The 25,993-nt window shown below is 33.9% G+C and carries 15 protein-coding genes; 2 read left to right on the top strand and 13 right to left on the bottom strand.

Translation table 11 applies throughout. The features are described from left to right. On the bottom strand, positions 1-3,072 hold the full coding sequence (locus ACFE0M_RS11985) for a SusC/RagA family TonB-linked outer membrane protein (protein WP_434546002.1): 3,072 nt from the start codon (positions 3,070-3,072) through the stop codon (positions 1-3). A gap of 291 nt (positions 3,073-3,363) precedes the next feature. Here ACFE0M_RS11985 and ACFE0M_RS11980 point away from each other — a divergent pair, with 291 nt between their 5' ends. Continuing rightward, the gene (locus ACFE0M_RS11980) at positions 3,364-6,261 is read left to right on the top strand and encodes a triple tyrosine motif-containing protein (protein ID WP_434546001.1); all 2,898 of its coding nucleotides are present in this window, start codon (positions 3,364-3,366) and stop codon (positions 6,259-6,261) included. Between the two features lie 108 nt (positions 6,262-6,369). On the opposite strand, the gene ACFE0M_RS11975 is transcribed toward ACFE0M_RS11980, so the two are convergent. The 5 genes from ACFE0M_RS11975 to ACFE0M_RS11955 form a co-directional block, all read right to left on the bottom strand. Next, on the bottom strand, positions 6,370-7,335 hold the full coding sequence (locus ACFE0M_RS11975; RefSeq protein ID WP_434546000.1) for a deoxyhypusine synthase family protein: 966 nt from the start codon (positions 7,333-7,335) through the stop codon (positions 6,370-6,372). 66 nt (positions 7,336-7,401) lie between these two features. Continuing rightward, the gene (locus tag ACFE0M_RS11970) at positions 7,402-8,040 is read right to left on the bottom strand and encodes a TetR/AcrR family transcriptional regulator (RefSeq protein WP_434545999.1); all 639 of its coding nucleotides are present in this window, start codon (positions 8,038-8,040) and stop codon (positions 7,402-7,404) included. Between the two features lie 9 nt (positions 8,041-8,049). Then, positions 8,050-9,639, bottom strand: a complete 1,590-nt coding sequence (locus ACFE0M_RS11965) for an OmpA family protein (RefSeq protein ID WP_434545998.1) — start codon at positions 9,637-9,639, stop codon at positions 8,050-8,052. A 361-nt stretch (positions 9,640-10,000) separates the two neighbouring features. Then, a complete protein-coding gene (locus ACFE0M_RS11960; RefSeq protein WP_434545997.1) occupies positions 10,001-10,834 on the bottom strand; it encodes a universal stress protein in 834 nt (277 codons plus the stop codon). A 42-nt stretch (positions 10,835-10,876) separates the two neighbouring features. Continuing rightward, a complete protein-coding gene (locus ACFE0M_RS11955) occupies positions 10,877-11,485 on the bottom strand; it encodes a DNA-3-methyladenine glycosylase (RefSeq protein WP_434545996.1) in 609 nt (202 codons plus the stop codon). Positions 11,486-11,545: 60 nt separating this feature from the next. On the opposite strand from ACFE0M_RS11955, the gene ACFE0M_RS11950 reads away from it, so the two are divergent. Then, entirely contained in the window at positions 11,546-12,415 is an 870-nt protein-coding gene (locus ACFE0M_RS11950; RefSeq protein ID WP_434545995.1) for a DUF2911 domain-containing protein, read from the top strand. Between the two features lie 179 nt (positions 12,416-12,594). On the opposite strand, the gene ACFE0M_RS11945 is transcribed toward ACFE0M_RS11950, so the two are convergent. The 7 genes from ACFE0M_RS11945 to ACFE0M_RS11915 form a co-directional block, all read right to left on the bottom strand. Continuing rightward, complete coding sequence (locus ACFE0M_RS11945) at positions 12,595-14,346, bottom strand: OmpA family protein (RefSeq protein WP_434545994.1); 1,752 nt, start codon at positions 14,344-14,346, stop codon at positions 12,595-12,597. 104 nt (positions 14,347-14,450) lie between these two features. Beyond that, positions 14,451-16,124, bottom strand: a complete 1,674-nt coding sequence (locus ACFE0M_RS11940; RefSeq protein ID WP_434545993.1) for a sodium:solute symporter — start codon at positions 16,122-16,124, stop codon at positions 14,451-14,453. Then, complete coding sequence (locus ACFE0M_RS11935; RefSeq protein WP_434545992.1) at positions 16,121-16,255, bottom strand: hypothetical protein; 135 nt, start codon at positions 16,253-16,255, stop codon at positions 16,121-16,123. Before ACFE0M_RS11935 ends, ACFE0M_RS11940 begins: the two co-directional genes overlap by 4 nt. 89 nt (positions 16,256-16,344) lie before the next feature. Further along, positions 16,345-17,970 (bottom strand): alpha,alpha-trehalase TreF, encoded by a 1,626-nt coding sequence (treF, locus tag ACFE0M_RS11930; protein ID WP_434545991.1) that lies wholly within the window; start codon positions 17,968-17,970, stop codon positions 16,345-16,347. Position 17,971: 1 nt separating this feature from the next. Next, a complete protein-coding gene (locus ACFE0M_RS11925; protein ID WP_434545990.1) occupies positions 17,972-19,309 on the bottom strand; it encodes a vanadium-dependent haloperoxidase in 1,338 nt (445 codons plus the stop codon). A gap of 3 nt (positions 19,310-19,312) precedes the next feature. Beyond that, positions 19,313-22,639, bottom strand: coding sequence for a VCBS repeat-containing protein (locus ACFE0M_RS11920; protein WP_434545989.1), 3,327 nt, complete (start codon positions 22,637-22,639; stop codon positions 19,313-19,315). A 2-nt stretch (positions 22,640-22,641) separates the two neighbouring features. Next, the gene (locus tag ACFE0M_RS11915; protein ID WP_434545988.1) at positions 22,642-25,983 is read right to left on the bottom strand and encodes a VCBS repeat-containing protein; all 3,342 of its coding nucleotides are present in this window, start codon (positions 25,981-25,983) and stop codon (positions 22,642-22,644) included. Between the last annotated feature and the right edge of the window lie 10 nt (positions 25,984-25,993).

The raw sequence follows: 25,993 nt of genomic DNA, 5'->3' as shown, positions 1-25,993 counted from the left end.
TTAAAAGCTTAATTGTATTCCACCACCAAAATTTCTTGTTTGAGGGTAATAACCTCTATCTATGCCTGCTGCAGACACATTATAACCTGTCACCCCGATTTCAGGATCAAATCCGGAATAACCGGTCAGGGTCAATAAATTATCAACTGATATGTAAACTCTTGCTTTTGTTAATCCAGCCTTCTCTAATAAACTAGTAGGCAATGAATAACCCAATTGCATGTTTTTAATCCTTACAAAGTCGCCATCTTCTACATAAAAACTAGAAGGGCTATTATTATTTGCCACAGGATCAACAGCACCAGATACTACTCTAGGATAGCTTCCATTAGGATTTGACTCACTCCATCTATCTAACCACTCTGATGTATAATTATTATTAGGTACATCTTGTCTCTCAAATGTCCTGTATATTTGATTACCAGTTTGACCCGCGATCAACATATTCATATCAAATGCCTTGTAATTAGCAGTAAGATTTAGACCAAATGTAAAATCAGCCCAAGGTTTACCTATATTGGTCCAATCATCAAGATTAATTTCACCATCGTTATTAACATCCACATATCTCAAATCTCCAGGCTCAGCATTTGGTTGTAACAAATCACCTTCACTATTGATGTGTCCAAAAACTTCAGCCTCATCTCTAAATATTCCATCAGCTTGATAGCCTCTAAAATAAAATAAAGGTTGCCCTACTTCCATTCGACTAATAAATGCATTTCGAACAGGCCAGTTGTATCCGTTAAGGAATCCTTCATTACCATCCACTTCCGTAACTTCATTATTAAGTGTTGATCCGTTTAAAGTAACGCCAAGCTCTAATTCTCCTAATTGCTTGAAGTAATCAATTTTGAACTCAAATCCGGAATTTTCTATTCTACCTACATTGGTAAATGCCGGATTATTTCCTGCGATTATTGGTGTTGCGCCATTAACAATTAAAAGGCCATCTGTTACTTTTCTATAATAATCTAATTCAAAAGAGACCTGGTTTCCGAATAATTTTGTTTCCAAACCAATATCCAACTGTTTGGACTCTTCCCATCTAACAAAAGGGTTAGACAAATTACTTGGCACAGCTCCATAGTATATGTTTTGATTAGAAGCATCACCAAATTGATACGTACTATTAAATGTTACTAAACTGGTATAATTAAATGCCCCAATATTATCATTTCCATTTGAACCCCAGCTGGCTCTTAATTTTGCAAAATCAACATAAGGCACATTAAAGAAATTTTCTTCTGAGGCTACCCATCCAGCAGAAAAAGAAGGGAAAATTACAAATCTATACTCGCTACCGAAATTCGAGGAGCCATCACGTCTAAATGAAACTGTGGCTAAATATTTTTGATCGTAATTATATAAAGTTCTAAAAAAGATACTGGAATTTATTCTTGGCGCGCTTGCTCCTCCATATGATCTTCTTGAAGAATCAGGTGTTAAATCAACATAACGAAGGCTTTCATTAGTCAAAGCTTCCACAGGAAGGTTTTGTCCCGATGCACCAAAAAACTTTTCTGTAAAACGAATAGCTGTTGAACCTAATACCGCCTCAATATTGTGCAATCCAAAGTCTTGGGTCACCGTTGCATAGTTTTCCCATTGCCATCTAAAGTTGCTGTAACTTTGTGTACCCACTACGCTATTTTGATTCACAAATGCTGGAGTCAATTGGTAGGCGGGAGAATAATTGTCTGTTGTTTGATTAAATCTATTTACACCTAAATCAGTTCTTAACTTTAACCAGCTTACAGGTTTCAATTGTAAATAGGCATTTCCAAAAATCTGTTCTGAATTTGATTCACTATTATTAATGAAAATTCTACTAAAAGGATTCACATATTCCTTTTGAACATAAGGTGATTGAGCGAATCCAAATTGGGCATTATTATCAAAAACAGGAGTAATAGGGTCATAAACAATAGCATCCGCTATAGGTGTTCCAAATTCATTGTTTTCAGGAATTGAACTATTACTTGTAGCAGTAATAGAAAGATTTTGACCAAAAGTTAGGTAGTCTGTTATATTAGATTCAGAGTTTAATCTAACAGTAAAACGATCAAAATAAGATTTTTCCGGTGCTATAATACCGTCTTGACCGGTATAAGTCATTGATGCGAATAAATGACCATTTTCCGAACCTTTGCTTACAGAAAGATTATGGTTTTGAATGCTTCCGTCAGTAAAGATGCGATCCATCCAGTCAGTATCGAAAGCAGGAGTAGTTCCTCTTTCAGGAAATCCAGCTGGTAAAGGTGTACCTCCATTCTCATATTTTTCATTTATAATGTCAATGTATTGTTCAGCATTTAACATCTGAGGGGTTTCCCAAGCAGATTGAATAAAATAAGAACCATTGTAGTTTAATTCTATTTTTCCCGGCTTTCCAGACTTCGTTTTCACAACAATAACACCATTAGCTCCCCTTGTTCCGTAAATTGCTGTTGAAGCCGCATCTTTTAAAACTTGTATAGACTCAATATCGCTAGGAGAAAGCGCATTTAAATTTTCCACTTGAGTTTGTAAACCATCAATTACTACCAATGGTCTATTATTTGAATTACTACCAACCCCTCTGATCAAAATGGTAGGATTTGAGCCTGGTTGACCAGAAACTCCACTCACACTAACACCGTTTACTAGACCTTGTAAAGACCTTCCAACATTAGGGACACTAATTTTTTCCATTGCCTCTACATCAGCAGAAGAAATCGCAGCTGAAGCAACCGATTTCTTTTGACTACCATAACCCACAACGACAACCTCACTTAAAGACTCAAAATCGGATTCCATTTTGATATTGATGGTTGATCTTCCATTAACATTTTCTGTTATAGTAGAGTATCCAATAAAACTGAATCTTAATTTTGCGTTTTCATCTACGGATAATTTGTAATTACCTTCAAAATCCGTAGTAGTTCCTGATGATGAATTCACGATCATAATGTTCACCCCCGGTAGAGGCTCACCATTTTCATCAGTAACAGTTCCGGAAACTACTATATCCTGAGCTGATAAATTGAAGCTGTAGAATATAATAAAGACAAGAGTAAAAATGTGTTTCATAGTTATTTGATTTGTTCAATTATTAAATTTTTACTTTTTGTTAATTAAGCATGAACCAAATGACCATTAATTAATACACTAAGCAAATTTTAACAATACATCATAACTACATCAAAGCATATTTTAACATTGCTCAAAAACTCATCAAAAAAGTAAATAAATGTAGCTATTTGTTAAATAAAAGGATATTTAATACTTAATATATATCAGGTTTTTTTCTACACTATTTTCACCAACATTACTACAATCTTATCATATTTTATTAAATTGTGATTAATTAATGATTTGGAAATGAAACATCATAAAGAAAGGTTAATACTCATTATTGTAATAATATTTTCAGCATATATCGGTAAAAGCCAATCAATAGGTTATCCGTTTTACAAATACTTTTCAAGTCAAGATTACCATGGCGGAATCCAAAATTGGAAAATCACCCAAAGTCAAGCCGGCTTACTATACGTAGCCAACAATTTTGGTTTACTGGAATTTGATGGTACTAATTGGAATAAGTATTCTTTGGAAAGCGGCACAAAATGCAGGGACGTATTTGTGGATTCAAACGGAAAAATCTACATAGCCGCACAGGGTGATTTCGGCTATTATGTTCCCAATCAAAAAGGAAAATTGGCTTTTGTTAGCTTGGCTGATAGTGTGCCAGAAATCAATAGAAACTTTGATGAAGCATGGAGAGTTTTCAAACAAAATGACCATATACTATTCTGTACCTTTGATGATATATTCATATTTAATTTATCAGGTCAATTAGTTAAGATAGTGAAACCTGAAACTGATCCAGACAATTTTTTCTTGGTAAACAACAAATTGTACCTAAATCAAGCTGGAAAAGGCTTATCCGCTATGGAGAATGGTGAGGTAAAATCTACCCCTTATGGCAATTACTTCAGTAAAATGACAATTAGTGGGATTATCGAACTCAATAATGATCAATTACTTATTAGCACTTTAAAAAATGGGGTTTATTTGAAAACTGGAGGAAATATTAATGTTTGGAACACAAAAAGTCAATCAATTTTTAAAAATGCGAACATTAATAAAATGAAAAGATTGAGGTCAGGTAATATTGCCATAGGGACACAAAATGAAGGGCTTTATGTTTTAAATATTAAAGGAGAAATTCAATTTCACCTAAACAAAGGAAAAGGAATAGAAAACAGAACGGTTCTTTCATTACATGAAGATATTCAGGGAAATTTATGGTTAGGTCATAATAATGGAATTTCTTCAGTTGCCCTGAACTCTCCTTTTGAACATGTAAATGAACAAACAGGCTTACCCGGTACCGGTTATGATGCATTATTACTAAATGACACCTTATTTTTAGGGACAAACAATGGGCTTTATTATAAAAACATCAATCATAAAAATAGTTTATTCGAGAAAGTTAAAAATACAACTGGACAAGTCTATAAAATTCAAAATATAAATAATGCTGTCATTCTGGGCCATCATGCCGGTACTTTTAAGATTAAAAAGGGTGAGGCTCAGCTGATTTCAGAAAGCCCGGGGACTTGGACTTTTTTAGATCTAAGGAACCATCCAGAACATGTTATTCAAGGTAATTATAAAGGTTTATCATTATTTAGGAAAACAAGTAAAGGAATTGAATTTCTCCATGAATTAAAAGGGTTTGAGGAATCATCACGAGTAATGGAAGAAGATGAGGACGGTAATATATGGATGACTCACGGATATAAAGGGGTTTACAAAATAAAATTATCGGAAGATTTAAAAACTGTAAGTTCTGAATATTATGGAATTGAAAAAGGCCTTCCTTCAAAGGTTTTAATCAATGTATGGAGACTCAATAACAACTTGATTTTCTCAACAGAAGACGGTCTCTACGAGTATGATAAAGCGAAAGATCGTTTTGTTAAATCCTCCTTTTTATCAGAGTATTTCTCCCCTGAAACCCAATTTGTAAGTTTTGCAGAAGATGCGTTGGGAAATATTTATTTTGTGAGCATGAAAGAAACAGGAGTTTTGGAAAAAAGTACTAATGGTAAATACCACAAGCATACCGCAGTATTCAATCAATTAAAAAACGCATTAAATGATGATTTACATAATATTATCCCATTAGATGCGAATAAGGTACTTTTTGCCGCAAAAGAAGGTTTTGTTCAATTTGACAATACAATCCAAAAATTACCTGACATCAATTATGATGTTATATTCACTAAAATAGGCATTTCAAATTCCAAGGATTCAATTATTACCTATGGACGTCAAATGAAGGGTAATACAGTTAGTTTTAAGCAATTAAATAAAGAAATTGAGATTCCGTTTAAAGAAAATTCAATTAGAATGGAATATAGTGCCCCATATATGAACGGACAATTCCAAAATGAATATCAGTATTGGCTTGAAAATAATGAAGCTGGTTTTAGTGAATGGTCAGTAAGAACGGCTAAAGAATATACCAATCTAAAGGAAGGAAATTACATATTCCATGTAAGGGCGAAGAATATTTACGGTCAATTAAGCAATGTGGCCACTTTTGAATTTACTATACTTCCACCATGGTACAGGACAAATTGGGCGTATGGCTTATACATATTTTTAGGGTTGGTTTCTTCTGTCCTAATATTTTTATTTTTTGAATTACGTTATAAAAAGAAAACAGAAATAATTACGGAAGAAAAAGAAAAAGAGATAACGAGAATAGACAGCGAACTCAAAACATCTGAACAAAAGCTTGAACACCTCAAAAACGAAAAACTAAAATCAGAAATAAAGCTGAAAAATAAAGAATTGGCCACCTCCACCATGCATTTAATCAATAAAAATAGTTTTATTAATAGCATTAAATCAAACCTCAATACCATTTCAAAAAGGAGCAAAAATCAGGAAGTAAAACATGAAATCAGCAGGGTAATTCATAATATTGATAAAAACATTTCGGCCGATGATGATTGGGAACACTTTTCTATTCATTTCGATCAAGTTCATGGAGATTTTATCAAGAGATGGAAAAATGATTATCCTGACTTAAGTCCGCAGGAAATGAAATTAAGCGCCTACCTAAGGATGAACTTAAGCACAAAAGAAATTGCTCACTTATTAAACATCTCAATCAGGGGCGTTGAAATTGCAAGATATAGATTGAGAAAAAAGCTCAACCTAGAAAGATCAGATAACTTACAAGAGTTTATATTGAAGTATTAAAATTATATAAACCTGTCAGGTTTTGAAAATACAAAGCATGAAACAATCAATTATGCAAAATACAATCAATTAAACCTGACAAGTTTAAGATATTTATCATAAGGAATTTTACTGCCCTAAAACAATAGCAAAAATCAAGGGTGCTACAATAGTAGCGTCTGACTCTACGATGAATTTTGGCGTATCAATGTCTAACTTACCCCATGTGATTTTCTCATTAGGGACAGCCCCTGAATAAGAGCCATAACTTGTTGTTGAATCTGAAATTTGACAAAAATAACTCCAAAAAGGAACATCCGAATATTCCAAATCCTGATAAAGCATCGGAACCACACAAATTGGAAAATCACCTGCTATTCCCCCTCCTATTTGAAAGAAACCCACTCCATCTGTTCCTGCATTCTGCCTATACCAGTCTGCTAAAAATGTCATATATTCAATCCCAGATTTCATGGTGGAAGGTTTGAGTTCACCTTTTACACAATAGCTGGCAAAAATATTCCCCATGGTGCTATCTTCCCATCCTGGTACAATTATAGGCAAGTTCTTTTCAGCAGCAGCCAACATCCAACTATTCTTAGGATCAATTTCATAATATTGTTCCAATACTCCTGAACGAATTAATTTATACATAAACTCATGTGGGAAATATCGTTCACCTTTATCCTCAGCATCCTTCCAGATTTCAAATATGTGTTGTTGCAACCTTCTAAAAGCCTCCTCTTCGGGAATACAAGTATCTGTCACTCTATTAAGACCTTTTTCCAACAAATCCCATTCTTGTTGAGGGGTTAAATCCCTATAATTGGGTACTCTTTCATAGTGACTATGAGCCACTAAGTTCATCAAATCTTCCTCTAGGTTTGCACCTGTACAACTTATGATTTGTACTTTATCTTGTCGGATCATTTCGGCAAAGGAAATTCCAAGCTCAGCTGTGGACATGGCTCCTGCTAATGAAACCAACATTTTCTTACCTGACTCTATGTGATGCTTATATCCGTCAGCCGCATCAATTAAGGCCGCAGCATTAAAATGTCGATAGTTATGTCTTAAAAACTCTGTGATTTTCATAATTAATTATTTGTTGTAAAAATAATCAAAAATGTGGAAGAGCTAGGTATTATATTGATTGATAATTCAGAAAGTATCCAAGACAGCATTGATATTTTTCTTGAGAACAGCCTTAACGGGTAATTGCCTCATTTTTGCAACCAATATTGAGCCATAAGTAGTGGTTAAAAGCATACTGACCATATCGGAAACATCGGAGCTTTTGGTAATTTCAGTTTGAAATATGGCTTCTAGCATATATTTTTCCAACAATTTATCAAATGCTAGAACTTCCATATATTGGATATCATCTTCGTGGGGAAAGAGTAAAAGCTTTTCTGCTTTTTTAATGCTGATTGGTTTTAATACCAAAGGTGAAATAGCATGGTATTTAATTAGATGAAGGATAACTGAATGATAATTTTCACATAAATTACCATATCGGTCAAATATTAATTTAACGGCTTTAATTCCTTTAATATCATTTTTTTGTAACTCTAAGCTCAACTCAAAAGCCCATACTCTCATAAAGTACAATAATAAATCTTCCTTTTGAGGGAAATATCTGAAAAAAGTAACTTTTGAGATACCTGCTTTTTTACAAAGTTCGGTAACGTGTATATCTTGGAAATTTTGTTGCCTTAGCATTGTTTTGGCAATAGATAATATCAGTAATTTTAATTTTGCTGATTTTCTTTCCCTTAAACTTATGCCCTCATTAGCCATTTAACTTATTTAAATTTTAATGATGGTAAATTCAACTCTGCGGTTCAGTTTTCGAGTGGCCTCTGATTTATTACTTGCGATAGGTCGCGCCCCACCGTAACCTTTACTTTCCAATCTTTTGGCATCTATCCCTTTTTCTACTAAATATTGTTTTATCCTATCGGATCTTTTTTGTGATAATTCAATATTCAATTTAGCACTACCGGTATTATCCGTATGACCTGAGAGTTCAATTTCAATTTTTGGGTTCTTTTTAAGCATACTGTAAACACGATCTAATTCTTCAAATGAGCCTTCCAATATATCAGCGGTTCCTCTTTGAAACAATACACTTTTTAATTGAATGGTAGTCCCCTCTTCTAAACTTATTAGCTCTAAGCGGATTGTTTGGTCTGCCTTGATAGTATCTGTTTTAATTGTCTGTAGATCATCTAAATAACCTTCGGCAGAAATATCTACTGTATAAATGGAATCTTTAAACAATTTGGTCTTATATGATGAAGATTTACCCATTACTATTTCAGAATATGAGCTTTTACTCATTTCATTCACTCCTTTGATGAGCAATTGAGGTTTTAATGGATTTCCAGTAAAGCCATCTACCACCTCAAATTGAACTGATATTTTCTCTCTTACTGGCGCATCCTTTTTATTGGAATTATTATTTAAAGCCAAAACTGATTGAGAAGAGGCTGTCATACTTTTTTCGGCTTCAGGCTCTATGACAACTTCAGCTGGGGTTTTTGTTTTCAAAATATTACCCAGACCGATACTGTTGACAGTATTAACCAATAATGCATTTTCACCATCATCGATCAATTTAAAATACCAGTCGGCTCCTTCTGAGTTTACACTTTCCAGATTGACCACTTCTGACCAAGTGGTCCATGTTGCATCCTTTCTTTTGGTATAAAAAACGTCCCTACTTCCTTTTCCTCCTCTTCCATTAGAGCTGAAAAATAATGTTTTATTGTCAGAAGCTAAGTAAGGGGTTAATTCCTGAGCTTCAGTATTAATATCAATTCCTAAATTTCTTAATTCAGTCCATTCATCAATTGATTTTCTGAAAGTATAATAAATATCTTCGTTCCCTCTAGTGCTAAAACTTTCAAGGCTTAACACCATTATTTTTCCATCCTTACTAAGGCTTCCCGATAAGTGTTCAGACTTGTTTTTGTAATAAGGTATATCTACTGGTTGAGGTTCACTCCAATTATCTCCAATTCTTCTTGAATAGGAAATCCCTCCCTTTCTAGGACTTTTATAATTACCCACTACATACATGATATTGTCATCGGGCGTAATTCCAATTACTGCGTTAAAATGTGTATTATTGACAGGTCCTCTCAATCGCTGAGCACTAGTCCATTTATCATTTATTTTTTTACTATACCAAATATCACCCATATCCCGCTCTCCTCCTGCATTCTCCGGATGATTCTTTTTGGTGAAATATAATGTGCTTTCATCTGCTGATAATACTGGTGATATATCATCATAAATGCTTTCTAATGAATCAATTATAATAGGCTTCTCTTGACCTTTACAAAGGAAACCAATGGATTGAAACATTATGAAAAACACTAAGATTAATCGCATTCTTTTAGATTTTTTAATAACACAATATAACTGATAGCAACAAACGTTACAATTATCAAATAGTACAAACCTTACCTCTTATTCTTTGTATAATTAATGATATAAAATAATGGTACTGCAATACTACGATGCTAATCTAATACAATTTTTACTAAATTCAACTTAAAGTTATAAAATAATTAAAGGTATCTTTAAAGTTAATAATCAGATACTTATGATAAATAATTATAAGAAATAATCAAAACCTATAAACCGTTGATTGAAAATTAAATCTGGGGCATGAATAAAAAATATAAATGAAAACACAGTAAACCTGTACATCTAAGCTGGAATAAAAAAATGAATCTTATTAGAAGTAGGGCTAATGATTATCCTTTTCTTGATAGATTAATAGAGGATGGGTACTCAAATAAGTAATTTCCGTGGACACACTGTTTCCCAGTAATTTCTCAAAGAAATTTCTCTTTCTCTTCAATAATACCAACACATCGCCTTGTTGTTCATTTACAAACTCTTCAATGCCACTACTTATATCCTTTTTGTACTCTTTTAAATAATAACTGATTTTTTCATAACCTAAAAAGCTAGAAAGTTCTGACTTAAATTCTTCATAGCTTTTTTCGCTCATTACGTTTTTGGAGTGGCTTACATGTACAAAGCGTATCCTGCTTCTAAAGGGATAAATAAAACTGACTAATTTTTGCATAGTGATTTTATCGTGATCAGAATAATCTGAGGCATACACCACAGAATTCCAATTTTTAAAATCAGCATCAAGGGGGACAGTTAAAACAGGGACAGCGGAATTTTCAACAGTTCTCAAAGTTCTACTCCCAATAATGGTTTTACGACTATATCCATTCCCTTGAGTTCCCATAATTATTAAATCAAAATCATTGTTAACAGCATATTGACTTATTGAATTATTTACCTCCCCTATTGATAAAACAAAATCGCATTCAAACTCATATTCTTTTTCAATTTCATCTGCCAAACCGCTCAATTTATCTTTAGCATGTTGCTTTAAATCATCGAAATCAGATTTTTCACCTTCTAAGGAATGGAGAAATTCTTTTTCAGAAAAAATATGGATGAGTGTCATGCTTCCTTTTCTTATCTGTAAAAGCTTAGAGGCATATTCTAAAGCATTTAGGGAATAAGCCGAAAAATCTACTGGGCACAAGAATTTATCCATTGTATTTATAATTTAATTCTAATTTATAAAAAAAACATTTTATTACGGCTGACTTATAAATTTATTTCCTGATATATAAAACCTCCAAGGTAGAAAAGCGTCTTCTCCAGCATAATCAATTCCTATACGGGTAGTTTTTACAATATCATTTATCTTTTTATTGCCATCGACTATAAATATTTCTTCGCTATTTACGAGATCAGTTGCATTGAAGGATTTATTAATACCCAAAGCCTTTGTCAACTTACCTGGGCCGGAGAATAAAGAAGGTTTTAAAATCTTTGCATTCCTTCTTTTCAACATGGAATCAGTCCCTTCAATGGGTTCTATTGCCCTAATTAAAACTGCATCAGCATTTCCATGGCGGTTCGTGACAATATTAAATAAATGATGAATACCATAACATAAATAAATATAGGCTGTTCCTCCTTCTTCGTACATAGTTGCGGTTCTTTTTGTATATCTTCCCATATGAGCATGACATGCCTTATCATTAGTACCGGCATAAGCTTCTGTCTCTGTAATCATTGCCTCACAATACTGACCATCTATTTTTGTACAAATTATTTTACCCAATAATGCTTCTGCTATTTCAACGACATCCGGATTTGAAAAAAATGCCCTATCTAATCTTTTTTTTGTAACTTTCATTCAGAAAAGTAGTTTTCGATTGCGAATTACCTTTTAATTTTACTAAAAAATATAATCATTATGAAAAAATCAATTTTACTATTTAGTTTATCTATTTTTATAATAGGTACGCTCGAATTAAATGCACAGATTGAAATCCCACAACCTTCACCCAAAGCGAAGGTAGAAACTACAGTAGGTTTAACGGATGTATCTATCAGCTACTTTAGACCAAGCGTAAAAGGACGTCAAATTTTTGGAGAAGGTGGTGATTTTCTTCAACCTTATGGAGTTTTATGGAGAGCAGGTGCCAACAATGGAACAATATTGGACTTAAGCACAGATGCCATGATTGCTGGGAATAAAGTGGAAGCTGGGAAATATTTGGTTTTAATGACTCCAGGGGAAAATGAATGGGAGTTTATACTTTACAGTGATATTTCTTTAGGTGGAAATGTGGGCAATTTTGATGAATCAAAAGAAGTTGTTTCCGTGATTCAAAAAGCCACAAAATTAGATGAGCCGGTAGAAACTTTAACTTATCAAATATCTGACATCTCAGCCAATAATCGATCTGCCAATATCCATTTTGAATGGGAGAATGTAAGCTTGAAAATTCCTTTTGAAGTTACTTACGATGATAAAGTAATGGCTCAAATAGCGCAATACACTAGAGTGAGCCCTAGAAACCTAATCACTGCAGCGAATTATTATTATACAAATGATAAAGATTTAAACCAAGCTCTAGAATGGGTAAATGCTTATTTGGCAGAAGGTAAAAATAGTGAGCAGTTTTGGAACTTACATTTAAAAGCTCAGATTTTGGCTAAAATGGGTAATAAAAAGGAAGCAAAGCAAGTAGCTGAAAAATCAATTGAATTGGCTAAAAAGAACAGCTCAGGTGATTTTGGATATGTAAAAAGAAATCAAGATTTAATTGATGCTTTATAATTATTGATTAATCCTACTTTGTCATATTCCTCAATCATCGCTATGAGATGTGTCTTCACAGCTCTAAACAGTTACAAGTTCGATTTATGAAGACCTGTCTGCAGGCAGGCACAAATCGATAGCAACAGTTCCAATATGACAAAGTAGGATTATTGAATGGGTTGATAATTTGATCCCATTCATTCATCAAATTTTGAGAGATCTAGTATCTTAACTTCTGCTTTTCGTGATTTATCCTCACTTCCGCCAGTAAGCACACCAAATCCCCTAGCGGCTAATCTATCCTCCTCTATTCCTTGATTTTTAAAAAATTTCAGTACTGATTGTGCTCGTTTGTTTGATAATTCATAATTGTATTTTGGATTTCCATCTGAAGATGCAAAAGCAGAAATTTGGATGCCTAAATTTTGATGGGATTTTAGAAATGTTGCCATGTCTATCAATTTGGATTCATGTCTTTCTAAAATATCTGTTGAATTAACTTCAAAATAGACCTGATAAGCCGAAATATTCAGAACTGAATCAATTAATTTTTTAATTTTCAATTCCTCATCAGTCACAAATTCATTTTCGGTTTTCTTCAACTTGGAAATTCGTTCTTTGGCAGTAATACCTAAATCCCCTACATGTTTCACCATATAAATATCCGTAAATCCTAAGCCTTCCTCTCTTACGGAAGCTAAATAGCCTCTTTCCCCATCAGATGTGGGATGAAAATAGACTTCATCGTCAACTGTATTGACAGGATATCCTAAGTTCTCAGGCTTTCCCCATTTTTCAGTTTTAGTATCATACTTAGAAGTGAACACATCAAAACCACCAAACCCTTTATGCCCTTTACTACTAAAATATATAGTTAGACCGTCTTTTGCCATATAAGGGCCATCTTCATCTTGTTTGGTATTGATTTCCGGCCCCATGTTAAATGGTCTTTTCCATTGCCCATCTTCTTTATAGCAACCATAAATATCGAAACCGCCATAACCTCCAGGCCTGTTAGAAGCAAACATCATAAATTCTCCGTCCTCTGAAACCCAAATTGACTGCTCAGCAAATCCTTGAGAATTGATCCTGCCTTCAAGTGGTTTAGGTTTACTCCATTCTTCATTTGCATTCTCAGTAGCATAATAAATATCACCATTTCCTTCATCAGAATAGATATAAAGGGTTTTACCATCGCTACTTAAGAACAAATTTGAATCATGATAGGGTGTATTAATATTTTGACCAATATTTTTTGCCTTGCTCCAAGTAACACCCTTTCTTTTTGAAATATAAATATCTTCAAAATAAAAGTTGTCTTTATCTACGTTTTCATTGGTGTTATCTTCCTGTCTTCTTGAAGTAAAGATCATAACGGTTTCATCCTCATTCAAAACCGGGGCATAATCCGGCCAAGTTGAATTAACATCTTCCCCTACATTTTCAATTGTATAGGAAGAAGGCATTCCTATGATTTCCTTGGCATTCCTACATTCTTCAATCCTGTCGTTTACCTCATAGATAGAGGTTTTATCTCCCCCACGATAACTTTTATTAGCTTGTAATCTTTTTTTGTACAGATCAAAATGAAATAAAGCCTTTTCAAATTCCAAGCCGTATTGGTAACCCCGACCCAACAAATAGTCGATATTAAATCTATATTTTGAGTCTATCTTTTTAACCCTTTCAAAATATTTAGTGGAATAATCTCTGTTCACAGTTTCCAAAAACAGTTTTCCAGCCATATAATTAGCTCTAATATTCATCGTATCTGCTTCAGTGGCCTGTACATATATATCTTTTGCAATTTCTATTGCATCTTTTGCCTCAGCATAAACTTGATCGGCCTGATCCATATAAATTTTTGCTAATTCAGGATCTTGAGCAACTGCATTGAAGCCCATTAGAAGTGAAAAAAATACAAAAACTATTTTAATTTTTATTTTCATATAGATTAGAAAAATACAACTAGAGAATGAAATCTCCAAATCTTACAGTATAATACATCTTGAATAAATACTATATGATTAAAATAAAGATACTGTGATATTAATTACTTATTCTTTAAAAATTGAAAAACAAGACCAACTATAATAACGATTCCACATCCCAATAGATTGAACCACAAATAGGCCATATCACTAAAAAAATAAAAATATAACACCACCATTTGAGCCACTAAGGCACCTATGAAAACAGCATTTCCTTTAATATATTTTATAAAGAAGCCGGACAGAAATACACCTAAAATAGTACCATAAAAAATTGAACCTAAAATATTTACAGCTTGGATCAAATTATCCAACAGCCCGGCAAATGTGGCAAATAAAACAGCTATTATTCCCCAAAACAAAGTGAAAAGCTTAGAGGCAATCAAATAATGTTTCTCACTTCCGCTTTGGTAAATATTTCTTTTATAAATATCGATAATACTGGTAGAAGCCAATGCGTTCAATTCCGAGGCTGTTGATGACATGGCTGCAGAAAAAATCACAGCCAATAAAAGCCCAATAATACCCCTCGGTAAGTTTTCCATTACAAAAGTAATGAAAACATAGTCCGTATCAGTGGTTTCCAGATCTGCATTGGTATCTTTAATTATAGCCTTGGCTTCCTCCCGAAGTTGATTTTCCTGCGCATGAATTTGCGCGATACTTTGTTTTAGTACTTCGATTTCATTACCCTCTGCTTCAGATAGTAAGTGTACTTGCCTTCTTTTTTCTTCAAATAAATTAGAGTATTCTTTTTCAACTGCTTGATATTTTTCCTTTTGCTCAGGATTAACATAAACCTCTTTTTTAGCCGCTTCATTAAAGAAAACAGGTGCTTGATTAAACTGATAAAAAACAAAAACCAAAGCTCCTATAAATAAAATTATAAACTGCATTGGGATTTTAAGCAATCCATTGAACATCAATCCTAATCTGCTCTCGGTTAAAGATTTGCCTGAGAGGTAACGAGCCACCTGTGACTGATCTGTCCCAAAATAAGATAAAGCCACAAATAACCCGCCTAATAGGCCTGTCCACAATGTGTATCTATTTTCCAAATCCAGTTCAGTATTGATCAATTCCAATTTACCTAAATGACCTGCTAATTTGGTTGCTTCTGTTAAGCCAATATCTTCAGGAAGTAATTTCACCACAAATAAACCGGCAACTATCATCCCTCCCATCATCACAATCATCTGATGCTTTTGCGTTTGGCTTACTGCTTTAGTGCCTCCGCTTACAGTATAAATAATTACTAATGAACCTATAATAACTGTCGTATAAACTAAAGGCCAACCTAAAATGGTAGAAAGTATAATTGCAGGAGCATATATTGTAATTCCAGCCGCTAATCCTCTTTGAATAAGAAAAAGAAAAGCGCCCAATATCCTGGTTTTTAAATCGAAGCGTGATTCAAGGTATTCATAGGCAGTATAAACTTTCAATTTATAGAAAATAGGTAATACCCAAATACTCAAAATAATCATAGCCAGTGGCAAGCCGAAATAGAATTGTATAAAGCCCATGCCACTGTTATAAGCTTGACCGGGTGTTGACAAAAAGGTAATAGCACTGGCTTGAGTTGCCATAATGGACAAACCAATAGTCCACCATTTCATGCTATTGTCTCCTTTTAAATAGGATTCAATATTTTTGCTGCCTTTGGTCTTATAAACGCCATAGCTTACAATTAGTAAAAGGGTTCCAAAAAGTATGATCCAATCTAATGAGCTCATTTAAAATAAAGGGTTATGGCATAAAAAATACTTATCAAAATGACCAATACGATGATCAATAACCAATAAAAATTCTTCCATTTCCCAAGAACAGGTGGTTTATTGTCTTCTAAATCTTTATCGTTTTCCATTAGCGGAAATTAGATGGATTTTTCGTAAATAAAAAATGGGATTTGGTAAGCGGTATATAGAATAGCGTGAAATGAACAAATAAATAGTACTAATCGAGTGTTATAGCCTCCTTTTCATCCAAAATTTTCTTCATGGCCACAGCCACTCCATTAGTCCAGCCAAAACCATCTTGCAATGGGTATTCCCCTCCTCCTGCCTGTAAGCTGGTATCTGCTACATTATATTTCTCCATCATCTTGCCTGTCTGTTGATAGACTTTTTCATTTAAACTCAACCATCTATCCATCACATTAAGTCCTACATCATGTGCTCCATAATTGAACAATGCTTGAATGCCAATCCACTGTAAAGGTGCCCAAGCATTTGGATAATCCCATTGCTGTCCGCTTTCTATAGTAGTGCTGACAAACCCTCCTGCAAGCAACAGACTATCTTGCATTTGTTTTATGACCATCCGGGCTTTGTCTTTAGGAGCAATATTGGCAAACAATGGGTATGCAACGGCCATACTTAGAATATTTGTATGTTTGTTTGTAAAGAAGTTATAGTCCGCATATCTTTTTTGCTTTTCATCCCATAGCAAACTGTTAATAGCATCTTTTCTTTTGTTCGCTTTCTCTAAATAAATATTGGCACTATCGAGTTGTTCATTCCAATTGTAGGCTTGTGCAATTTTTATTTCAAGGAAATATAGAAGTACATTTAAATCTATTGGGATAATGTCAGTTGTTTGAATAGAATGCATTTTTTGAGGTTCAGAAAACCATCTGCTGCTGTAATCCCAACCAGATTCAGCGCCTGCTCTTAAATCACGGTAAGTTTTATCAGGATTTAAGTTATATTTAACCACCAATTCATAATCTTCCTTAAAAGATTCCGGTCTAGGCTTTGAAAATTCATCGTAATAGCGATTTAAAACGATATTATCTTCTAATAAAACCACTCTTTTATTGGCTGGTTTTTTTTCGGATAAGTTTCCACCTCCATTCATCCAGAATTGATATTCCTTTTTCAATTGAGGAAGATAAGATATAAATTTTGTACGATTATTAGATGTCAATTCATCAACCATAAGCGCAAAAAATGGAGGTTGGCTTCTTCCGGTATAGTATGCCCTATTTCCATTTGGGATGAAATCCAAGCTATCAATTAGAAAAGCAAAATTATCCAACATATTAATAGCCAATTCTTCTTTACCTGAAGCCTTTAAACCCAACATCGTAAAATAGGAATCCCAATAATATATTTCTCTAAAACGCCCACCGGGCACAACATAAGGATTAGGTAATGGGATTAAAGAAGAGTTTTGAACTGTATCTTTTGAACGAGTTAAAATTGGCCATAAGCTTTCGATATGCTCGTACATATCTATTTCCTGATCTGATTCAAAATCAGTTTTAGGGTTTTCAGGTAACTCAAAATTTACTAAAACAAATGCCTTTAAATCGAAATCCTTTTGATCTCTCTCAGCCAAGAAACTGATTTGTACCTTTTTTAAATCAGTTTTGGGGATACAATCTACAAAGGACTTAGAGTCCTCAAAAATTTCCCCTAATTGAACCGCTTTAAATAATTCAGAATCATAAAATTCTAGATATTCATTTAAATCATTACTATTCGTATCTATCTGCTCATTCGTTTGTGAACAAGAAAATGAAATCCAGAACAATATTAACAAAGAATAGATCCTAGAATTATTTAAACGATTTCCCATTTTATTTAGTAGCAATAGCTTGATTGTCCTTAAACTTTATTTCTTTTCTAATCATTTCCCCTATTTTATTTCCTTGCCAAACCCCTTCTTCTATGGCTCTTCTGTAATGAATCCCACCATACAATCTACTGATGGCTGCTTCTTGAGAGGCTTCCATAAAAGAATTGAACTCCCTGCTTGGCAAGCCAAACTTAACTTCCGTACTATCTACAAAGCTAAAATTATCACCAAAAACATCAGTTAATGCGTTGGCTGCTGCTGTAGAAATAACACTGTGCCCACTGGTATATTCCGGAAAAGGAGGAGTTTGTAGTGTAGGTGTCCAATCTCCATCAATATTTCTATTAATGATGGTTTCTGGACGGATTAAATTTGATCTATATTTTTCATCCCAACATGAAATAAATCCATCAGCCAAAGCAATAGAAGTCTTTGTGTAGGCTTGACTACTTTTCATTAAATCCGCTGAATCTAAAATAGAAGCAATTTTAGTAATTCCCATCCAATGACCACCAGGTGTGATTTTTTTAGTCGCAAACATCACATGACCAGTAATATTCATCACATAAGGATTACAATCCCAAAAAGAAGCAATGGCTTTTTTCTCTTCATCCACATCCTTAACTACCCGATATACTTCCATCATTTCTTTATAGAAAGGACTATTTTCTTCCATGCTGAATTCATAAGGAGGCTTTGGAATAAATTGATCTGCACTATCCAAAACAAAAGTCCTGATTTTATTCCAATGAGGTTCTATAGCCGCCATATAAGCAGGCGGGGTTGGTTCCCAATGATGTGGTTGATCACTTAAAGGGTGTTTAGACATCGTCCTGGTTTCCTTATAATTATCTTCATTAGCCCATTCCACAATATGCTGATGAACTTTTTTGGCATAATCCACGGAAGCTTCCCATTCGTTATCATTTAAGCCTCTTTCTTCTAAATCAGCTTTCCAGTCTGCTAGCCACTCTTCCATTTTTTCTTCTGAAAATATCAACATTTTAGAAGTTAAATAATTAGCATAAAGTGCTGCTATTGATAAGTTTACCTCACTTTTTTGTGGTTTAGGAATTGGTTTAAATCCATTCAGCTGACCAGCTAATGACACATAAGATGAATCCTGCGAAGCTAAAACCTCATAACTAGCTATGGAAGGATAAACATAGACCCTACTTGCTACAGGTGGGGAAAAAATATCGTGGACTGTAATATCTGTCACTTCCTGCATTAAAGAATGCAAATCATTGGCATATACCTCAGTCTTCTGATTTTCATTTTGGGAACAGGAAAAAAAAATCCCAAAAATCATTAAAAAATATAATGTTCTAATTCTCATTACTTAATTATTTACTTTTTCAAATGCTATTAATTTTAAGCTATTATCATTTCTTGCCACCAAAATATAAGGCTTTCCATTCACTTTTATTGATTGCATTTTTCTCACTTGACCGTCAATTCTTAAGTTTTTCACCTTTTTGGTCTCAATCAATGAATCATTGATTTGAAAAACAGTACCATATTGCGCATCATATTTTCCCATTTCAATGTTATTTTCATAAAAATTACCAGCACCTAATAGTTCCCTATTTCCTTCTTTATCGATAAATTCAATCGCATTTAAGGTTGAAATCTGTAACTCCATGGGCAATTCATGGGCTGTGAAGCTTCCATCTCCGTTATTCTGATAATAGTAACTAGAAAAATCATTGGCTGATAATTTCTTGGCGGTATTCAAATTATCCCTTCCAAAAATCTCATCCAAATTTGCTCTTGAAAAATCCTGCGCATATTTCCAATCCTTCTTAAGGTAAGGTAACTGCTTCAATATTTCAGCATGGTTGGCAAATGGAATTTCACGTCCTTCCAGATAATAAGTCATAATTGGGTCTGTTTGACCATTATCATCAAAATCTTTGATATATAAGTTGACTGGTTCTTTATCAGTGGGTTTAAATCTTGAATTTTCACCCGTATTTCCTGCAATAATATCTAGATCACCATCCCCATCAAAATCCCCTGTTTTTACAAGTTTCCACCAACCCTTTTGGTTTCCAACATCTTGAAGATTGAATTTATCACCCTCATTTATCATGATTTGAATAGTTTCCCATTCAATTGACAAAACAATATCCACTTTTCCATCCTCATTAACATCTGAGGCTGTAGCATCAGTCACCATCCCTAATTCATCCAAAAACGGGGCGTTTTCCGTATTAGCTAATTTGAATGTACCATCTTGATTATTGATATAAAGTTTTGAGCCTGGAGCTAATCCATATCCGTAAGGTTCCGCCCTACCTCCAAAAAACACATCCACATACCCATCGTCATTAAAGTCAGCAACTGCTAGAGAAGAGGCCGTCATATAACTATCCTCAAAAATATATTTTTGATCAAAATTACCTTTACCATCATTAATGTAAACCCGTTGCGTTATGTATTCGGAATCTCCTCTATATTCATTTCCCCCCGAGGCAATGATTAAATCCTGATCGCCATCATTATCAATATCAGCAAAAAATGCGTCCAAGTCTTCAAAGGTATCATCGCTATTAATTAATGGCTGATCAGAATGCTGGAACTTACCTTCTTCGGTTTGAATCCATACTTGGCTTAATTCGCGTTTGGAAGAACCCAAAAAGAAATCCTCTCTTCCATCTCCATTAATATCTGCAACCGCTAAAGCAGGCCCCTCGGATGAAACCATGTGAGGCATTAAGGGCTCTCTGATAAATTCCACAAAAGGATTTTCTTCATGGACAATTTTCAAATCCATTGAATCTTGCAATTCAGTAACTTTGTAGTCAAATTTATGGGAATGAAGTTTAGCAAAATCAAATTGATTTAAGCCTTCTTTGTACTCCAATTTGTGTAGCTTATTAAATTCTAAATTATTTAGAACTTGAGTGCTTCCATCAGGCCAAATGAAATGAATAGTTTCGACTTGGCTACTGTCTCCTATGGCAATATGAAATTTATCTTGGGCTGAGCTTTGAAATCCTTTTACTGGGAAATATTCATAATTTAATGATTGACCATTTTTCAATTTTACGATTACACGACTGCCAATAGCATTTCGATTATTTTGAGAACCTTTTAGGTCAAATTGGAGATATTTACCACTTCTCCCCTTTTCAATTGCTGTATTTTTATAGATGAATGGTTTGTCCTCCAAATTATTGACGACTATGTCCAAATCTCCATCATTATCCAAATCAACATAAATAGCTCCATTTGAATAAGAATTTTTATTGTTAGAGATATTAGAACTTATATCATCAAAGGTTAGATTAGCATTATTGGAAAAGAAACGATTAGGTAATTTAATCTTAGGCATGCGTTCCACTATTTCCAAATCTTCCTTATCCACTATACCCATTTCTGTTTTTTTTCGCTGGTCTTCATTAGAACTCATATAATTGATATAATCAATATCATTCATTCTCCTAGGAATTCCATTGGAAACAAATAGGTCCTTTTGGCCATTATTGTCAAAATCCATGAAAAGTGGTGCCCATGACCAATCTGTAGCATAAACATCCGAATAGAGTGCTATTTCACTGAATGTCCCATTTTGGTTGTTCAATTGTAAATTATTCCTTGCAAATTGGTCGTTATAACCAAAATCTTTTTTAAATCGATAGACATCAAATGCTTCTTCCCCCAAACTGCTTTTCAAAATTTGGGGATCATAAGCAAGCATATCCAAAGAAATGATATCATTAAAGCCATCATTGTTGATATCGGCCATATCTACTCCCATAGAAAACCGGCTTGTATGTTGCATTTGTTCGGTCAGCAATTCTTTAAAAGTACCATCTTGTTGATTGATATAGAGATAATCATTTTCATGGAAATCATTGCCTACATATATATCAGGGAAACCGTCATTATTCACATCACCTACTACAACCCCTAAACCATATCCAATCACAGAACTATTAATTCCAACTTCTTTGGTGACGTTATTAAATGTACCGTTATCATTTCTGAAATACCTGTCACCTGAAACATTGCTGACCTCTCCTTGAAAGTCCTTTCGCTTTCCAAAAGTACCATTTTGATGGATACTATGGTTTAGTTGAAACATATCCAAGTCACCATCCTTATCAAAATCAGCGAACACAGCCTGAGTTCCGAAGCCTGCTAAATCTAAATCATATGCTATGGCCTCATCTTCAAAAACGGGAATTCCATTCTCTATTTTTTGACAAACAAATAGTTGATTAGAGCCTTTAAGGATTTCATGATCTCCAACTACATTCACATAAATGTCCAACATCCCGTCCTGATTAATATCTACTACTGAAGCTCCTGTTGACCAATAGCCTTCACCTTCAATACCCGACTCCTTACTTACATCTTTAAATTTAAAATCACCTTGATTTATAAAGAGTTTATTTTCACCCATATTGGATGTGAAAAACAAATCCACTAAGCCATCATTATTGAAATCACCTGCTGCTACTCCTCCTCCGTTATAAAAATACATATAATCGAAAAAGGAAAATTCCGTAGTTTGCTCCAAGTCATTTTCAAAATTCAAACCTGTTTCCTTTGCCTCCAATAATTCAAAATAAGAATCTTTGGAATCATTACAGGCTGTAATTAAGCCTAAAAGCAAAAAAACTATAACAATATTTACTCTAAATTCCTTTAATTTCATTTTTATTTACTGATTTGTAATAAGACTGGTTTATCATTATTGATACCAATGAGTAAATGCTTTTTATTATTGATCTCTATCGAGCTTATTGAACGGACATTCCCCTTTAGCCCTAGGCTTTTATGTTCTTCAATCAAATTAAAGTTGCCCTTTCCATCACCAAGAAGTACCAAACCATCATTAGCGTCCAATTTACCATATTGAGGCTTGAAATCACCCTCATTGCCGGCTAATATTAAATCTAATTTACCATCTTGATTAATATCCAAAACTTTGATAGCATGAATAGCTGAAAATTGTGCTTCAAAGGGTAAATCAGCTTTTTCAAATCCACTATTTCCTTTATTGAGCATTACAGTAGCTTGAAAAGTATTGGCTGATTTATAAGTTGCATTTTCGATTTTTTCAACTCCAAATAAGTCTTGAATAGATTTTTTTCCATAATCCTCATATTTCAAACTTTGCTTTTTCAAAGCAGGCAGTTGACCAATCATTTCACCCTTTTGTTGCAGTGGCATATCTTTTCCATCAATGGTCCTAGTCAATATTTTATCTTTATCGCCATTAGAATCAAAATCCTCTAACCATATTTTCACAGGCATTTCGTCTGTTGCGGTGAAATAGAAATTATCACCTCTATTTCCCAAAACCAAATCAGGCAAGCCATCATCATTCAAATCAGCTACTTCAACTGTGTTCCACCAGCCTTTTAAGTCTTGCAATGGATTAGTTTCTATTCTTTTCAATTGCTTTCCGGCTATTTCAAAGATTTCTATGCCCATCCATTCTCCTACGAGGATTAAGTTTTGGTTACCATTTTGATTAATATCTGCTAATTTAGCATCTGTAATCATACCCAAACCATCTAAATCTTTGGCTCTTCTGATGGTCATATCTTTAAAATTCCCTTTCCCATCATTCTCAAAAAGAAAACTTTTAGGGCTTTGTCCATACTCTTGCGGAACAGAACGGCTCCCCACAAACAAATCTAAATCTCCATCTTCATCATAATCAAAACTTAAAACAATTGAAGTATTATAGCCAGTTTCAGGAATGGCTTCATTTGATTTTTCGAAAATTCCCGACTTAGTTTGTATAAATAATTGATCATTAAAAATTGGAGCTTTTACAGCTTGATGATTTCCACCATATCCAAAATAAACATCCAGTAATTCATCCCCATTGGAGTCAAAAGTATGAATTGCAGTTACTTCATTTTCTTTATCCTCAAGTATAATAGCTTTAAAACTCCCACTAGCTTGCTGAAAATAAATACTTGTATTTTGACCATTTGCACCGCCCATAATCACATCATCTAATCCATCATTATTTAAATCGACTACTTTAAATGCTGGACCTTCCTTAGAAAGCATTCTCATAATCAATCCTTCATAATAAAAATCCACATGATTATCTTCTTTATGAGATTTAAAATCATGTTCAACTTGCTGAAAGAATTGATTAGCAGTTTCTTTTAAAAATGGGGTTTCCGCTTTTCCATCTATCTTGTTTTCGGCCTTATAACTGATTGTTAGTAAAGTGTCAACCGATGGTTTTGGAATGATACTACTTGTTTTATTAGGCCAAATGACTTTGACAGAATCGATATTTTGAATATTGCCCAAGCCAAAATGCAAATTATAATCTACAGAAGACTGAAAGCCTCTTGTAGGCATCATTTGTCTATGAAATTGTGTGTCACCAGAATAAACTTGAACCTTTGCCCCTATTGCATCCCTATTGGGTTTTTCATATTCCAAAGCTACTTTTAAGAAATGGGTACTATCTGTCTTAGCATTACTTTTATAAATAGTTGAGAGATGATTAAGATTACTGACCACTATATCCAGACTACCATCATTATTTAAATCCGCATAAGCAGATCCATTTGAGAATGTTTCCTGCCCCATTCCCATCTCATGTTCTTTGCTATCGAATTGTAAATTTCCAGAATTAATAAATAGCTTGTTGGCTTGCGGATTACTCGGCATTTTAGCCAACACATCCTCCATTTTATCTTTTTTGCCAGTTAGCACCATTCTTTGCACCACATCATTTGCAAAGAAATCCATAAAATCGGCATCTGTTACGTCTTGATATACACCATTACAAACAAAAATATCATTATAGCCATCCATATTGGCATCAAACATTAATGCCCCCCAGCTCCAATCTGATTGAGCCACACCAGCATACCAAGCTATTTCTTGGAAGCTACCATTACCAGTATTTAATTGTAGCGAATTATGCATGTATTGATGATAGAAATCCCTTCGGAGTTTGAGTTGATAGGTGTTGTAATCTTCAAACTGTAATTTCTGTTTGATCAATTGATCCGTTTCAGGAATCATTTCAGTTGTAAAAATCTCTGGATATCCGTCATTATTGATATCAGCCAAATCCGCCCCCATAGAAGCCAAACTCATGTGCCCCATCCATTTTTTACTGTCTTCTGAGAATGTGCCATCTCCCTGATTGATATAGAGATAATCTCGTTCGAAAAAATCATTGGAAACATAGATATCAGGTAAATGATCCCCATTTACATCCCCTACGGTTACTCCAAGGCCAAAACCAATCAAAGAACCATAGATTCCAGCTTCCTTGCTTACATCTACGAATTTACCATTATCATTTCGTAATAGTTTGTCGCCACCACCTTTCACAAAATCTTTTACATCCCAATCTTCAGCATATAAGTCTCTTTTATTGCTGTTATTAAGTGTATTTACCGGAATAAATGAGTTATTGAGAATATAGACATCTAAATCACCATCCCCATCATAATCGAAGAAAGCAGCGTGAGTAGTATAACCTGGTTCATCTAATCCATATTCAGCTGCTTTTTCTGTAAAAGTATTATCACCATTATTAATGAATAATTCATTGAATGGATAACTACCCTCTTCATAACCAGCATTACTTATATAAATGTCTTTAATACCATCCTGGTTGATGTCAATAATGCTTACACCAGTACTCCATCCGCCATACCCCTTCAATCCAGCATTTTCAGTAATATCTTCAAATTTAAAATCTCCTTTATTGAGATAAAGCTTGTTATTGACCTGATTTCCTGTGAATATTATATCTTGTAGTCCATCATTATTGATATCTATAATACCGACACCACCACCATTATAGAAGTTGCGGTAGGAAAAAATATTGAATTTATCTTTATTTTCAACTTGATTAAGGAATGTAATACCCGTTCGGGAAGAATCAAGCAGTTCATAAGTAGTGATATCATTCGAAGTAGTCTTTTCATTTTTTGGATTGTTATCACAAGCCAAAAAGGGAATAAAAATAAGACTTAAGAAAAAAATATTTTTTTTAGTAGGCATGACTATTTAA

Origin of the sequence: Marivirga sp. (assembly GCF_051117495.1) — a bacterium.
Lineage (GTDB): Bacteria > Bacteroidota > Bacteroidia > Cytophagales > Cyclobacteriaceae > Marivirga.
Note: the sequence above shows the minus strand (reverse complement) of the source record. Positions and strands in the feature narration are given on the sequence as shown.

What these genes read in the sequence shown, in the direction of transcription:
- ACFE0M_RS11915 (WP_434545988.1), bottom strand. Translation starts at nt 25,983, where the DNA reads ATGCCTACTAAAAAAAATATTTTTTTCTTAAGTCTTATTTTTATTCCC.
- ACFE0M_RS11970 (WP_434545999.1), bottom strand. Translation starts at nt 8,040, where the DNA reads ATGGCTAATGAGGGCATAAGTTTAAGGGAAAGAAAATCAGCAAAATTA.
- ACFE0M_RS11935 (WP_434545992.1), bottom strand. Translation starts at nt 16,255, where the DNA reads ATGGAAAACGATAAAGATTTAGAAGACAATAAACCACCTGTTCTTGGG.
- treF (WP_434545991.1), bottom strand. Translation starts at nt 17,970, where the DNA reads ATGGGAAATCGTTTAAATAATTCTAGGATCTATTCTTTGTTAATATTG.
- ACFE0M_RS11940 (WP_434545993.1), bottom strand. Translation starts at nt 16,124, where the DNA reads ATGAGCTCATTAGATTGGATCATACTTTTTGGAACCCTTTTACTAATT.
- ACFE0M_RS11955 (WP_434545996.1), bottom strand. Translation starts at nt 11,485, where the DNA reads ATGAAAGTTACAAAAAAAAGATTAGATAGGGCATTTTTTTCAAATCCG.
- ACFE0M_RS11925 (WP_434545990.1), bottom strand. Translation starts at nt 19,309, where the DNA reads ATGAGAATTAGAACATTATATTTTTTAATGATTTTTGGGATTTTTTTT.
- ACFE0M_RS11960 (WP_434545997.1), bottom strand. Translation starts at nt 10,834, where the DNA reads ATGGATAAATTCTTGTGCCCAGTAGATTTTTCGGCTTATTCCCTAAAT.
- ACFE0M_RS11945 (WP_434545994.1), bottom strand. Translation starts at nt 14,346, where the DNA reads ATGAAAATAAAAATTAAAATAGTTTTTGTATTTTTTTCACTTCTAATG.
- ACFE0M_RS11975 (WP_434546000.1), bottom strand. Translation starts at nt 7,335, where the DNA reads ATGAAAATCACAGAGTTTTTAAGACATAACTATCGACATTTTAATGCT.
- ACFE0M_RS11920 (WP_434545989.1), bottom strand. Translation starts at nt 22,639, where the DNA reads ATGAAATTAAAGGAATTTAGAGTAAATATTGTTATAGTTTTTTTGCTT.
- ACFE0M_RS11950 (WP_434545995.1), top strand. Translation starts at nt 11,546, where the DNA reads ATGAAAAAATCAATTTTACTATTTAGTTTATCTATTTTTATAATAGGT.
- ACFE0M_RS11980 (WP_434546001.1), top strand. Translation starts at nt 3,364, where the DNA reads ATGAAACATCATAAAGAAAGGTTAATACTCATTATTGTAATAATATTT.
- ACFE0M_RS11965 (WP_434545998.1), bottom strand. Translation starts at nt 9,639, where the DNA reads ATGCGATTAATCTTAGTGTTTTTCATAATGTTTCAATCCATTGGTTTC.
- ACFE0M_RS11985 (WP_434546002.1), bottom strand. Translation starts at nt 3,072, where the DNA reads ATGAAACACATTTTTACTCTTGTCTTTATTATATTCTACAGCTTCAAT.